The following is an 11,484-nucleotide window of genomic DNA, read 5'->3' as shown; positions in this document are numbered from 1 at the left end:
TGTCCCGGATGGTCGCACCATACGCCGAAAATCGCTCATCTCCAGCGGGGATCGGATGGCACCGTCATGATCATACCCAACCCGATCGAGCGCCACAACGGCGAGATCAAGCGGCGCACCGAGGTCGTCTTCCCGAACGACGATGCGATCGTGCGCCTCGTCGGCGCAATCCTGCTCGAACAGAACGATGAGTGGGCAGCCCATCGGGCCAGATATATGACTCTGAAAAAGATCAGCCAAATGAGCGATGATCCCCTGATCAGCCTGCCAGCCGTGGCACGCTGATCAGCCCGACCCATGCCGGACAGCACGGCGACCAATGCCGCCAGCTACACCACGCAGCGGGACGATCGCGTCGGCGCCAATCCGGCATAGCGGCAACCTGCCGTCGGTTGGAAAAGTTTCGGAACAACCCCTCCGACCACAGGACAACGGCGAATTCCGGGCCAATCCCCTTCAAATTCTTTAACATTGCTCCTTGCCGCTGGCCTTCGTCCGGCGGGCTGAGCATAGCATCCCGCTCAGCCTCCACGGACTTGATCTGTTGAAGTGTGAGTTCGAGTCGATCAAGTTCGCGCGCAATCTGTGCCCAGGTCGATCGACTAAGTTCCAACGACACGAAAATCGCGCCAAGATCGGTGCGGATGGCGATCTATAGCTGTCGAAGAGTTCGGACATTGGCCGGGACGCCAATCCGGAATCTTCGAGGCGATCGGCGGCTCTCACCAGGAGCGACACGCATCGCCCTGTCGAAGCCGGTAAGGCGATCGACCACGTAAAGCGGGCGTCGTTTTATCTCGGCGTGAATGCTGCCGACATAAAGTCCGACCACGCCGGTCATTAAAAGATAGATACCGCACAGCAGCGACACGATCACCACCGTGGATGTCCAGCCGGCAACAACGCCGGCTTCAAAGGCCGAGGCGAAGAGGGCGTAGGCACCAAAAGCCACGGCAAGCGCAGAATGGCCAAGCCGCCCCAAAGCGCCAGGCGCAACGGTTGCTCCGAGAAGCTGACGATGGCATGAACGGCAAGATGCACCATCTTCCAGAATGGGTATTTGGTTTGGCCATGAGCCCGTGCTGGGCGTTCGAAAGGCACCGCCGCCTGCTTGAAGCCCATCCAGCCGAACATGCCCCTGACGAAGCGATCTTGTTCAGGCATTTGCCTGAAAGTTTTCAGCGCCTTGCGGCCGACCAGGTGGAAGTCCCCGACATCGCGCGGGATCGACCGTCGTCATCTTCTCCAGCAAGCGGTAGCGCTTGAACTAGGATTCGCCCTCGCGTTTGACAAGCCGCCCCTAGACAATCTCGGAACCTTCCTTCCACTTCGCCACCAGATCGAGAACCACCTCGGGTGGGTCTTGAAGGTCGGCATCCATGACTATGTCGGCTTCCCCCTTGACAGCATCCATGCCGGCAGTGATTCCGATCTGGCGCCCGAAATTGCGGGAAAGCTCGATCAGCCGGAAACGAGGCTCGGCGGCGACCGTACGCCGAAGGTATCTGGCGCTGCCATCGCGGCTTCCGTCATCGACGAAAATCGCCTCGGTCTCTCCGTCTAACTTGGATCAGCAAGCTGATCTCAACGAGCCGAGGCAAGACCTGTTCTTGATTGTAAATCGGCAGGAACCAGCGAGTACCGCGGCAACACGTAACTCCCGTCTTGATGCTTTTGGATGACAGAGTCGAATGAAAATACAACGCCTGCCCATGCTCTCGCACATCGGCGAGCGCGCTCGACGCAGCATTTTCCGGCGCGGTCTCCAAGATCATTCTTGATGGCGACAACCAAGCCGCTAAGACGAGCATCCCGCCCGCTGATGGCGGGCAGGATCGTCCCAGCTGTCTTGAGAGCGTCCGCTCGTTCCCGGGCTGGAAGCTCGTGAGGGGCTGGCCGCGCAGCCAGCTCTCCACTTTGATCGGAGCAGCGAGGGAGTCCACACGCAGCGCCATGTTGCTTTCAAAGCTATCACCAAATGCTGAACGACTTCATGCGCGAGTTCGCTTCTCTCCCAGAACGGGGGCGCACCGTTTTCAAGGGAACCAGAGCATCACTCGTATTGCACTCAGCCCTCACTCAGTGTCGTAGCAACGGCCGTGCCAGGGCCGTTCGGTTCGCCGTGGCGGCTAAGCTTCTGGTTTGACTGGCAGAGCGCTTTTGTGGGCATGAGCAGATTCGTCAACTACCAGGGACCGCAGTATCGGTGCTTTCCCGGAAAATCTACAAGCCATGTAGATTCAGCGCACTGATCAGGGTGCATCGGCATGCAGAGTAACGCGATTACGCTAGAGGTTTCGAATTACCTTTCGCAGCAGACGAGCGGGGCGCAAGTCCGAGAAACCGGGAATTTCTTTTTGGGGTTGAACAGGATTGTCAGGCCTGCGTAGTCCATAAGCGTGCGCATTTTTGGACAGGACGTGAGGTGAACCATGCATCCGGATCTCATGAAGCGTTTTGACCTTACCGGCCGTTCGGCGTTGGTCACCGGCGGCGCGCGAGGCATCGGTCTGGAAATTGCGCGCACGCTAAGGATGGCCGGCGCATCGCTCATGCTCGCTGGTCGCGACCTCGACGCTATCAGGAAGGCCGCAGCCAGTGTAGGTCCCGACGTCCGTACCTTCCGCTGCGACGTCAGCGATCCCCAATCAGTGCGCGACTTGGCCGCAGCGATCTACCCTTGCCCGGATATTCTTGTTAACAATGCCGGCGTCGGATGCGACGCGCCGACGAGAGATACAAGTGACGACGACTGGCGACTCGTAATTTCCGTTAATCTCGACGGCGTGTTCTATTGCTGCAGGGCCTTCGGCGCGGCGATGGCCGAGCGCGGTTCGGGCAACATCGTCAATATTGGTTCGATGTGTGGCTTCATCGTTACGAGGTCCACGAACGGTCCAGCCTACGATGCCAGCAAGGCTGGCGTGCACATGCTCACAAAGACCTTCGCCTGCGAATGGGCAAAATCGGGCGTCCGCGTTAACGCGGTCGCTCCAGGATACATCACCACAAAGATGACCAGTGACCCTCGCTACGACGTTTCGACCTGGGAAGAACTCACGCCGATGGGCCGCTTGGGCCGCACGGAGGAAATCGCAACTGTCGTTCAGTTTCTCGCCAGCGACGCCTCCAGCTACATGACCGGCGCAGTTCTTAACGTGGATGGAGGCTACACGAGTTGGTGAGTGCAAACGACCTACGCTTTGCCATCTAGACGGCATTTTGGCATCTTCGACTTGGATATTGGAGGAATGTTTGGATCATGCAGTTGAACCGTGATCAAAGACTAGAGGCTTATCGGCGTATGCTTCGCATTCGTCGGTTCGAAGAAGAGGGTATCCGGCAGACGAAAGCTGGCAAAATCCCTGGTTGGTTCCACGCGAGCGTGGGTCAGGAAGCCGCTATCGTAGGGGCGTGTCTCGCCCTTCGGGACGATGACACCATGACCGGAACGCATCGCTCGCACGGCCATCCAATCGGGAAGGGTGCGCATCTGGACGCGCTCATGGCCGAGCTGATGGGAAAGGAGGGCGGCATCTGCAAGGGACGTGGCGGTTCGATGCACTTTGCAGACAATTCGGTCGGGATCATCAGCGAATCGGGTATCGTTGGAGGGGGCATTCCTCTTGCCACAGGGTGCGGGTTCAGCGCCATGGTCCGGGGTGTCGATCAGGTTACACTGTGCTTCTTCGGCGATGGAGCGGTCAACCAGGGCACCTTCCATGAGAGTCTCAATATGGCGTCGCTTTGGAAGCTTCCGGTTATCTATCTATGCGAAAACAACGGCTATGCAATCAGCACCTCCGTGGCGCAAAGCCACGGGCAGCCGGACATCGCGCTACGGTCGGCGGGCTATGGCATGCCAGGGGTAACGGTTGACGGGCAGGACGTGAGCGCCGTTTACGAAGCTACAGCATTGGCCGTCACAAGGGCACGCGCGGGCCAGGGCCCCACTCTCATAGTGGCTAACACCTATCGGTTCGATGAGCATAATTTCGGCTTGGTGGTTCCGGGACAGCCTTATCGATCAGTTGAAGAAGTCGAAGCGCACAAGCGCGACCGTGATCCAATCTTGCTGTATCGCGCTCTGCTCCTCGAGGCAGGCACAAATGAAAAGACTTTGAGTGCAATCGAGCACGAAGTCGCCGAAGCCGTCAGGCAGGCTGTACAATTCGCATTGGCCAGCCCTCTGCCTCGGCCTGAAACTTTGCCCGACTACATGTTCAACTCGCCCCTTGCAGGCCATCGCGGCTTCGTGGCTGGCCTGGAGAGGAATTGATCGACGTGCAAACTCATGCCCAGAAACTTGCCGTGACGCCCGGCACCCATGTTCAGATGACCTATCTGGAGGCTCTCATGCAGGCGCAGATAGAGGAAATGGAACGTGATGAGCGCGTCGTCCTGATGGGAGAGGACATCTCGGTCTTCGGTGGCGACAAACTTATTGAGCGGTACAAGAACCGAATTTGGAACATGCCGATTTCAGAAGGCAGTTTTACGGGCGTCGGGATCGGGGCCGCCATCAATGGATTGCGACCAATCGTAGACCTCTCAACTGCCAGCTTCGTCTACCTGGCCTCGGATCAGATCATCAACCAAGCCTCGAAATTGCGATATATGACTGGAGGTCAGATCGACATTCCGATCGTGGTTCGTTGCTATATGTACTCGATAGGGTCCATAGCGGCACAGCATGCCGACCGGCCTTATACGTTTTTTATGAATGTGCCGGGCCTCAAGATCATCTGCCCGACCAGCGCCGCCGATATCAAGGGGCTTATGAAATCGGCCATTCGCGACGGCGATCCTGTGCTCGTCTTTGAAGATACCCGCCTGTGGCCGCTCAAGGGCGATGTGCCCACGGATCCGGACTGCTTAATCCCTATTGGCAAAGCGGATGTGAAGCGCGCGGGAAGCGATGTAACCCTTATCGCTATCGCCGGCGCTATACGGCCGGCGATGGAGGCGGCAGACGCACTCGCCGAGGAAGGGATTTCGGTCGAAGTGATCGACCCCCGGACGTTGAAGCCACTCGACCATGAGGCTTTCAAAACCTCTGTCGCGAAGACCGGAAGACTAGTAATCGTCGAGAATGCGCACCCAGTCTGTAACGTCGGAAGCGAAATCGCAGCGGTTATGGCGGAAGAGGCGTTCGACCTGTTGAAGCGACCGATTCTGCGCCGGAGCGCTCCGGACATTCACGTCCCCTTCAGTCCGGCCCTCGAGAAGGATTTCTTCCCGACGAAGAACGACATCATCGCAGCCGTACGGCGGCTGCTCTGAAGCTTCGACTAGAATGGATGCAGGAATGACAACCGACATAATCCTACCTTTCGGTGGAAGTGATCGTCACGCAGTATGCGCAGGATGCGCTCGTGGAAGAATGCATCGAGGGGCGGGAAATCTGGGTCGCGCTGCTGGGAAACGGAGGGCTCGAGGTGTTGCCTCTAGTCTAGAGTTGTGGGGCAAACACCGAAACCACGGCATCTGGTAGTTGACGCATTTGCTCATAGCCCATGAAACGCCTTCCATCAATAAAATCAATTCTTAGTACCAACGGCGGTTCACGCGTGACGGGCGCTTCCAAATACAGCACAGCATGTTTGGTATTGCAGGTCCCTTCGATAGCAAGACGAATTGTTTTCATTCTTTGGAGATGCCGCTCATCCCCATGGCCTTGACCACGTCCTCAACCGAGCGTGTCGAGATGCCTTGCACATAGGCTTCTTGAATGACGGCGGTCCGCGCCTTCTCGGCCATGCAGCGCAGTTCGAGGAAACCCGGGAAGCAGCTTCCCTTCCTGAGCTTCGGGATGCGCAACTCGACCGTCCCGGCCCGCGCTCCCAGTCTTGATCGGCACGAACCGCATGTTCGGCCGCGCCCTGCCGCATCGGTTGTTCCGCTTGACATAAGGCTTCACATACTGCGAGGGATCAGGCGCACCTCATGGCCGAACCTAACCAATTCACGGGCCCAGTGATGCGCGATCGAGCAAGCTTCAATCCCAATGAGACAAGGCGAAAGCCGAGCGAAGAATACCAGCAACTGGCTGCGCCCGAGGCGGCGCCGGAGAGCCGCATGGCCGGTTGCGTCCACACCGTCGGATTTGGCGATATCGATTCCGATGGTGACAACAGGCATGGCAGGCTCCCCTTGAGGTATAGAGGAAAAACACGTCCACTATCCGCCGTTCGGGGGCGGTCCATGCGATCAAATGGGCAGTGTAGCGGGCCAGATATATGACCCTGGAAACGATCAGCCAGATAAGCGATGATCCCTTGATCAGCCTGCCGGCAGTGGCACGCTGATCATTCCGGCCCTACCGGAGAGCACGGCGAGAGGGTGGATATCTCCTGTAGGGCTCCCGACGTGGCCGAAATCGCATAACCTAACAGTCGCAAAATCTTAATAAGCGATAACTTGCATGTGCGGCCATCATCGATAACGATTGCCACTATAGCTTCAAAGCTCGAGTTTGAACATGTCGGTAAGGAGTCCTTCAATGACAATAATTCTGCCTGAATTTGAGGAGGCGCCGCAGAGATCACGTGGCCGAAACGTTCGCGCTGGCTTACAGCGCGGAGTAGGCCTGCAGGTCCACAATCTGGTTGAGCAATTGCACCAGGACAAGCTTTACAATAGGGCGATGGAACTGGCACGAAACCGGACGCTCTTGGACGAGCGAAACCGAATGAATCTCTATCTCATCTTACGTTTCGGCTTCGCTGGCCTGGCGGCCGGCCATGTGGTCGAGTTCGGCACTTATCGCGGCGGCAACGCGCTTTTTCTGGCCGCCGTTTGCAAGGAACTCTATCCCGATATGAAGGTCTACGCTTTCGACACTTTCGAGGGTATGCCGCCAACGGACCCGCAGCGTGACACTTACAAAGAAGGCGATTTCAGTGATGCAGGATACGATGATCTGCTGGAGCTCATCGAGAGGCAGAAGATCGATAATCTCCATTTGGTTCGGGGCCTCTTCGAGGACACTGCCGAGGATGCGCTGAAAAATATAGGCTCGGTCCGTTTGTGCCATATCGACTGTGACCTTTACAGCGCCGTGAAGTATAGCTACGACGTATCCCGAAAATATATGGTCGATGGAGGCTATTGGGTGTTCGACGACTGCCTGTATTCGGACTGCATAGGTTCCATGGAGGCGGTGGAGGAAGTGATGATTCAGCGGGACCGCCGCTTCGCGGAGCAGGTTTTTCCACATCTCGTCTATCGCAATTGGCCGTGAAGCCGAATCTGACCATTCCGCCAGCAGGCATTGCACTGGCGTAAATCTGACAAGACAGTTCCTCTACCCGGAAAGATCCGAAAGCCTACCAGAGGGAAACTATGGATGGTCCTACTAGATGTTTGATCCCAGGCTCACATGACGATGCTGAAGTCAAGAGGGGGCGGCATCGTGTTGCCCCATTGGCGGCGGAATCCAGAACTGGGCCCGATGGCTCTCGGCAACGCGCATTACGGCTACCGCCGGATCGCAGCCCTACTGCGGCGGGAGGAGTGGCAGGTCAATCACAAATGCGTTCTACGGATCATGCGTGAAGACAATCTGCTGTGCCTGCGCGCAAGCCCCTTTGTTCCTGTGACGACGAACTCCAGGCATGGTTGGCAAGTCGTGCCCAATCTTGCCAGGGTATGATCCTCAATGGGGTCAACCAGCTATGGGTTGCCGATATCACTTTCCTGCATCTGGCTGAGGAGTTTGCTTTCCTTGCCGTTGTGCTTGACGCCTATAGCCGCAAAGTGGTCGGCTGGGCATTGGATACGCATCTCAGAGCAAGCCTTGCCATCGAGGCCCTCGAGATGGCCAATCGCTGATCGCCGGCCCGAACCCGTGAAGCCTCGTGCATCATTCCGACCAGGGTTCAATACGCGTGCGGAGCGTACTCCGAACTTCTGAATCGTCACGGTCTCCAGGCGAGCATGAGCCGTGTCGGCAATCCTTACGATAAGGAGCAGGCATCACGATGCACCTTGTTGGAGTTGTTGAGCGACAATTAATCTGGGCGGACGACCACCATATCGACTGCCGGCGCCTTTTTCGAGTCTGACGTTGCCCGGCGGTTCGTATAAGTATCGATGGCTGGTTGCGTATCGATGGCGCTTGAGAATGCCCTTTCGCCCGAGTTGGTGAACGGTCGAGGCGCACACGCCGAGCTGCTGGGCTACTTCCTCGCCGGTCAGCATTCCGCTCTCCCGCAGCCGTTCGTACCGGTTCTTCAATCCATGGGTGCGGCGCACGAGCATGACCTTCTTCAGGGTGAAGGGTTCGCCGCGCCAGTTGCGATGCCCGAGTTCATTGAGGCGGGCGGCGATCTGCTGGTCGTTGGCGGTCTCCAGCAGCTCATTCATCAACGCCACGACCTGTGCCGGCGTCTTGCGTATCACTGACATGGGCCGCGGTCTGGTCACCGACAGGCTCTGCGTGCGCCCGCCGCGCCAGCGGATATGGATGTTGACCTGCTCGTCGACGAGCAGCGTCACATCTTCGATGAGAAGGCCGAGCATGCGCTTGCGTTCGACGGCACCGGTGCGCTTGTCGTTCCAGATGCGCGGGAAATCGGCGGCCAGCGCCCTGATGCGCTCCTGCGCTGGCTCGTCCAGCAGCGAGCGGTCGGCCTCATTCTGGCACTCGTGCTCGCGCTGGAGCGCGTCGAGGTCACGCAGCCGTGCGTTCCAGTCGGCTTCCAGCGCGTCGGCGACCAGGCGGTTGTCCGGATCGACCTTCAGGTAGCGCCGGCGGGCCAGTTCAGCCTTATAGCGGGCGCGTTGCAGCTGCGTGCCGCGCAGCGCCGCGGCCTGCTCCACGCGCTGGGTGATCTCCTGCTGCACGGCGAGCGCGACATCGATCGCTGCCGGCGCCATCGCCTCCAGCAATAGCGCGCTCACCGCGTCGTCGACCGGAGCGCCGCGCACCCATTGGCAGTGCTTGCCGGCGTGTCGCACGACCGCTTCGTTGCAGACATAATACGGGCGCAGCCGCCCCTCGAACGGCTCGTAATGGACGCGCATGCGTGCACCGCAGAGCGGCCGCACAGCAGCCGTCCCTGCAACAGACCGCTGCCCTGGCGGGGCATGCGTCCGCGCAGGCCGGGTGAAAAGCCGGTGGCGTTCTGTTCCAGGGTGGTCTGATTGCGCTCGTACTCGGCCCAGGAGATGTAGCCTTCGTGGGCTTCGGGAATCAGCACCTGCCAGTCGGATCTCGCCGCGCGCAGCTGCACGGACTTGAGCTTGGCATTGTAGGCGGTGCGCGTGCGCCCATAGGCGAACGCGCCGGCATATCGCGGGTTGTGCAGAATCTGGAGCACGCGGGAATGGTCGATCTCGCTCCACAGAACGTCGCCCTTGCCGATGCCGCGGCGGATACGCCGGGGAAAGAGGATCTTCTCGCCGCGCAGGCGGCGCACGACGGCGCAGGCCGAGCCGGTCTCGCAGAAGGTATCGAACAGGAGCCGCACCGTGTCCTGGATCTGTCGGTCGGGATCGAGCACGACCCGCGCGTCAGGTGGTGTAGACCAAGCCGATCGGCAACGGCATCTCGAGCTCGCCGCGGCGCGCCTTGTTGAGAATGCCGCCTTGCAGCCGCGACTTCAGGATGTGCAGTTCGGCCTCGCTCATCGTGCCCTTCAGCCCGAGCAGCATGCGATCGTTGAAATAGGCCGGATCGTAGACGCCGTCCTCGTCCATGATGAGGGTGCGCGACAGGGCAGCCAACTCAAGGAGACGGTGCCAGTCGGCATTGTTGCGTGCCAGGCGTGACACTTCCAGCCCCAGCACGATCCCTGCGTGCCCCATCGCCACTTCACTGGAAGCCGTCGCGGTCCTGCGACTGCGCGCCGGAGAGACCGAGGTCGCTATCGATGACGTGGACACGTTCGATCGGCCAGCCCAAAGCCACTGCGCGATCGCGCAGGGCGTATTGCCGCTTGGTGCTCTCGGTGTTCTCGAACACCTGACGAAGAGAGGACTGACGCACGTAGAGGAATGCATCACGCTGCAGATGGTCGGCGCCAACCTTCATGGTGATGTCAGTAGACATGATTGCCTCGCGTCTCTGCTGCCAGCACCATGTTGGCGAGCATGTGCACGAGCTGGCGATCGTGCACTGCCACCGAAGCCGTGGGCGGTGGTTCTGGCCGCCGATGCATCGACGGGGAAAGGCTGAGGAGCGATCAGCACCGCCAGCCCTTGCCAAAAGCCATGAAAAACGATGGCGCCCATGTCCTTGACGCAGGCCTGACCGCATAGGACGGCGGCGCGCAGCGTCTCGTAGAAATCCTGGCAGCTGTGCGGCAGCATCGGGGTGCGCGCATGGGGTTCACCGTTTTTTTTTACGGGCCATCGCGCGTTCGATGCTGCGGGGATGGACGCTGATACCGAGTGTCGAATGCAGCAGCTGCGCCAGGGATCGCGGCTGCAGCGGAGCACCCGCGTTCTGGTTCTGCTCGATGAGCTGCATAACTTCGTCGGTGAGCTTGTGGGCCGACTTTGGCCCACGCGTGCGCGGCAGCAGGCCGGCAATGCCCTCGCGTTCAAACGCGGCCTCGGCCTGATAGTAGGTGGGCCGCGACAGACCGAAAAGCGCGGCGGCATCGGCTTTGTTGACGCCATCCTCATGGACGTGACGCAGCATCTCGTACTTCACCTGCACGAGGTCGAGAGGATCGAAGAAGCTGGATTCACGGAACCAGGGTGCGCGGACGGCTTCGGGGCGCGTGTTGAGCGCTCCGAGCTGGCGCAGTCGATCGCGTTTGGTCTGGTTGGGCATGGTATATCCCCTTGCTTATGTGTAAATCAAATTACGCCTCTATAGAGAGCGTGTCAATCTAATGGAGACAGCTGCCATACCGATCAGACCCCGGACAATTCGAGTGAAACCGGGACGGTGAATCCGGCATGCGGCGGCATAATTAGGTTGACACATGCGGCATAAATTGCCTGACATGTGTTCAGCCGCCATGGCTGCGCTCGATTTGCTCGATCAACGCCGCCAGGGTTGCCAGATCATCTGGACGCACGAACGACCGACCGGCCGCGACCTGAATGAAAACATCGGGTTCAGCGACGTCCGTCCATGACGCAAGCAGCGAGCGAAGTCGTCCCGCCGCGTCGTAGAACATGACGCGGTCCTCGCCCCAGTTCTGCTTGCGGGTCGACAGCACGAAGCGCTGGCCGCGCCACGGATGGAACGGGTGCGTGATCTCGAACTCTATACGCGCTCGAGTGTCAGCACGAACTGCAGTCCTGGACTTGAAAGAAGGCCAAGGTCGAGGGCGCGGTGCTGATCGTCGAGCGCTGGATTCTGGCACGGCTGAGGAACCGATCCTTCTTCTCGATCGCCGAGCTCAACGCGGCGATCGCCGAACTGCTCGAGGAGTTGAACAACCGGCCGATGCGCCATATCGGCCAAAGCCGCCGCGAACTGTTCGAGGAGATCGAGCGGGCTGCCTTGAAGCCGCTGCCGGCGGC

At 59.3% G+C, this 11,484-nt stretch carries 16 protein-coding genes and 4 pseudogenes; 9 read left to right on the top strand and 11 right to left on the bottom strand.

Translation table 11 applies throughout. The annotated features are described in order from the left end of the window. A partial coding sequence (locus AC0L2A_RS35165) for a transposase (protein WP_473612780.1) occupies window positions 1–285 on the top strand: 285 nt, incomplete at its 5' end. A 68-nt stretch (window positions 286–353) separates the two neighbouring features. On the opposite strand, the pseudogene AC0L2A_RS35160 reads toward AC0L2A_RS35165, so the two are convergent. The 3 genes and pseudogenes from AC0L2A_RS35160 to AC0L2A_RS35150 all read right to left on the bottom strand — a co-directional run. Beyond that, window positions 354–610, bottom strand: a pseudogene (locus AC0L2A_RS35160) (transposase); the annotation flags it as partial. A gap of 42 nt (window positions 611–652) precedes the next feature. After that, window positions 653–952: a hypothetical protein gene (locus AC0L2A_RS35155; protein WP_473612779.1), complete on the bottom strand. Its 300-nt coding sequence runs from the start codon at window positions 950–952 to the stop codon at window positions 653–655. Between the two features lie 348 nt (window positions 953–1,300). Beyond that, window positions 1,301–1,543, bottom strand: coding sequence for a glycosyltransferase (locus AC0L2A_RS35150; RefSeq protein ID WP_473612783.1), 243 nt, complete (start codon window positions 1,541–1,543; stop codon window positions 1,301–1,303). Between the two features lie 889 nt (window positions 1,544–2,432). Here AC0L2A_RS35150 and AC0L2A_RS35145 point away from each other — a divergent pair. The 4 genes and pseudogenes from AC0L2A_RS35145 to AC0L2A_RS35130 all read left to right on the top strand — a co-directional run. Then, window positions 2,433–3,185, top strand: a complete 753-nt coding sequence (locus AC0L2A_RS35145) for an SDR family NAD(P)-dependent oxidoreductase (protein WP_473612777.1) — start codon at window positions 2,433–2,435, stop codon at window positions 3,183–3,185. A 77-nt stretch (window positions 3,186–3,262) separates the two neighbouring features. Further along, window positions 3,263–4,279 carry a thiamine pyrophosphate-dependent dehydrogenase E1 component subunit alpha gene (locus AC0L2A_RS35140; protein ID WP_473612776.1) on the top strand — a complete coding sequence of 339 codons (1,017 nt, stop codon included), beginning with the start codon at window positions 3,263–3,265 and terminating at the stop codon, window positions 4,277–4,279. A gap of 5 nt (window positions 4,280–4,284) precedes the next feature. Next, entirely contained in the window at window positions 4,285–5,283 is a 999-nt protein-coding gene (locus AC0L2A_RS35135; protein WP_473612782.1) for an alpha-ketoacid dehydrogenase subunit beta, read from the top strand. Window positions 5,284–5,333: 50 nt separating this feature from the next. Next, window positions 5,334–5,453: pseudogene (locus AC0L2A_RS35130) on the top strand (D-alanine--D-alanine ligase family protein); the annotation flags it as partial. Here AC0L2A_RS35130 and AC0L2A_RS35125 read toward each other — a convergent pair. The 3 genes and pseudogenes from AC0L2A_RS35125 to AC0L2A_RS35115 all read right to left on the bottom strand — a co-directional run bounded on the left by AC0L2A_RS35125 (window position 5,453) and on the right by AC0L2A_RS35115 (window position 6,141). Then, entirely contained in the window at window positions 5,453–5,647 is a 195-nt protein-coding gene (locus AC0L2A_RS35125; protein ID WP_473612775.1) for a hypothetical protein, read from the bottom strand. The pseudogene AC0L2A_RS35130 and the gene AC0L2A_RS35125 sit on opposite strands and share 1 nt — an antisense overlap. Window positions 5,648–5,649: 2 nt before the next feature. After that, window positions 5,650–5,855, bottom strand: a pseudogene (locus AC0L2A_RS35120) (transposase); the annotation flags it as partial. Between the two features lie 61 nt (window positions 5,856–5,916). Further along, window positions 5,917–6,141, bottom strand: a complete 225-nt coding sequence (locus tag AC0L2A_RS35115; protein WP_473612773.1) for a hypothetical protein — start codon at window positions 6,139–6,141, stop codon at window positions 5,917–5,919. 361 nt (window positions 6,142–6,502) lie between these two features. On the opposite strand from AC0L2A_RS35115, the gene AC0L2A_RS35110 reads away from it, so the two are divergent. The 3 genes from AC0L2A_RS35110 to AC0L2A_RS35100 all read left to right on the top strand — a co-directional run bounded on the left by AC0L2A_RS35110 (window position 6,503) and on the right by AC0L2A_RS35100 (window position 7,833). Then, entirely contained in the window at window positions 6,503–7,243 is a 741-nt protein-coding gene (locus AC0L2A_RS35110; RefSeq protein ID WP_473612772.1) for a TylF/MycF/NovP-related O-methyltransferase, read from the top strand. A 138-nt stretch (window positions 7,244–7,381) separates the two neighbouring features. Then, a complete protein-coding gene (locus tag AC0L2A_RS35105; RefSeq protein WP_473612771.1) occupies window positions 7,382–7,654 on the top strand; it encodes an IS3 family transposase in 273 nt (90 codons plus the stop codon). Next, on the top strand, window positions 7,570–7,833 hold the full coding sequence (locus AC0L2A_RS35100; RefSeq protein WP_473612769.1) for a DDE-type integrase/transposase/recombinase: 264 nt from the start codon (window positions 7,570–7,572) through the stop codon (window positions 7,831–7,833). The genes AC0L2A_RS35105 and AC0L2A_RS35100 overlap by 85 nt, the downstream gene beginning before the upstream one ends. A 1,067-nt stretch (window positions 7,834–8,900) precedes the next feature. On the opposite strand, the gene AC0L2A_RS35095 is transcribed toward AC0L2A_RS35100, so the two are convergent. From AC0L2A_RS35095 to AC0L2A_RS35075, 5 genes are all read right to left on the bottom strand, one after another. After that, complete coding sequence (locus AC0L2A_RS35095; protein WP_473612768.1) at window positions 8,901–9,506, bottom strand: recombinase family protein; 606 nt, start codon at window positions 9,504–9,506, stop codon at window positions 8,901–8,903. Between the two features lie 10 nt (window positions 9,507–9,516). Further along, window positions 9,517–9,810 carry a recombinase family protein gene (locus AC0L2A_RS35090; RefSeq protein ID WP_473612767.1) on the bottom strand — a complete coding sequence of 98 codons (294 nt, stop codon included), beginning with the start codon at window positions 9,808–9,810 and terminating at the stop codon, window positions 9,517–9,519. A 7-nt stretch (window positions 9,811–9,817) separates the two neighbouring features. Continuing rightward, entirely contained in the window at window positions 9,818–10,054 is a 237-nt protein-coding gene (locus AC0L2A_RS35085; protein ID WP_473612765.1) for a hypothetical protein, read from the bottom strand. Window positions 10,055–10,333: 279 nt separating this feature from the next. Beyond that, window positions 10,334–10,783, bottom strand: coding sequence for a helix-turn-helix domain-containing protein (locus AC0L2A_RS35080; protein WP_473612764.1), 450 nt, complete (start codon window positions 10,781–10,783; stop codon window positions 10,334–10,336). Between the two features lie 181 nt (window positions 10,784–10,964). Further along, window positions 10,965–11,216: a DUF5372 family protein gene (locus AC0L2A_RS35075; protein ID WP_197031591.1), complete on the bottom strand. Its 252-nt coding sequence runs from the start codon at window positions 11,214–11,216 to the stop codon at window positions 10,965–10,967. A 56-nt stretch (window positions 11,217–11,272) separates the two neighbouring features. Here AC0L2A_RS35075 and AC0L2A_RS35070 point away from each other — a divergent pair. Then, window positions 11,273–11,484 (top strand): annotated as a pseudogene (locus AC0L2A_RS35070) (IS21 family transposase); the annotation flags it as partial.

Source organism: Mesorhizobium sp. WSM4844, assembly GCF_055811775.1.
The sequence above is the reverse complement of the archived record's forward strand: the minus strand, read 5'-3'. Positions and strand labels throughout refer to the sequence as shown.

Coding starts and splice junctions, on each gene's coding strand:
- AC0L2A_RS35080 (WP_473612764.1), bottom strand. CDS start 10,783: ATGCCCAACCAGACCAAACGCGATCGACTGCGCCAGCTCGGAGCGCTC.
- AC0L2A_RS35090 (WP_473612767.1), bottom strand. CDS start 9,810: ATGGGGCACGCAGGGATCGTGCTGGGGCTGGAAGTGTCACGCCTGGCA.
- AC0L2A_RS35145 (WP_473612777.1), top strand. CDS start 2,433: ATGCATCCGGATCTCATGAAGCGTTTTGACCTTACCGGCCGTTCGGCG.
- AC0L2A_RS35105 (WP_473612771.1), top strand. CDS start 7,382: ATGACGATGCTGAAGTCAAGAGGGGGCGGCATCGTGTTGCCCCATTGG.
- AC0L2A_RS35085 (WP_473612765.1), bottom strand. CDS start 10,054: ATGTCTACTGACATCACCATGAAGGTTGGCGCCGACCATCTGCAGCGT.
- AC0L2A_RS35110 (WP_473612772.1), top strand. CDS start 6,503: ATGACAATAATTCTGCCTGAATTTGAGGAGGCGCCGCAGAGATCACGT.
- AC0L2A_RS35115 (WP_473612773.1), bottom strand. CDS start 6,141: ATGCCTGTTGTCACCATCGGAATCGATATCGCCAAATCCGACGGTGTG.
- AC0L2A_RS35125 (WP_473612775.1), bottom strand. CDS start 5,647: ATGAAAACAATTCGTCTTGCTATCGAAGGGACCTGCAATACCAAACAT.
- AC0L2A_RS35140 (WP_473612776.1), top strand. CDS start 3,263: ATGCAGTTGAACCGTGATCAAAGACTAGAGGCTTATCGGCGTATGCTT.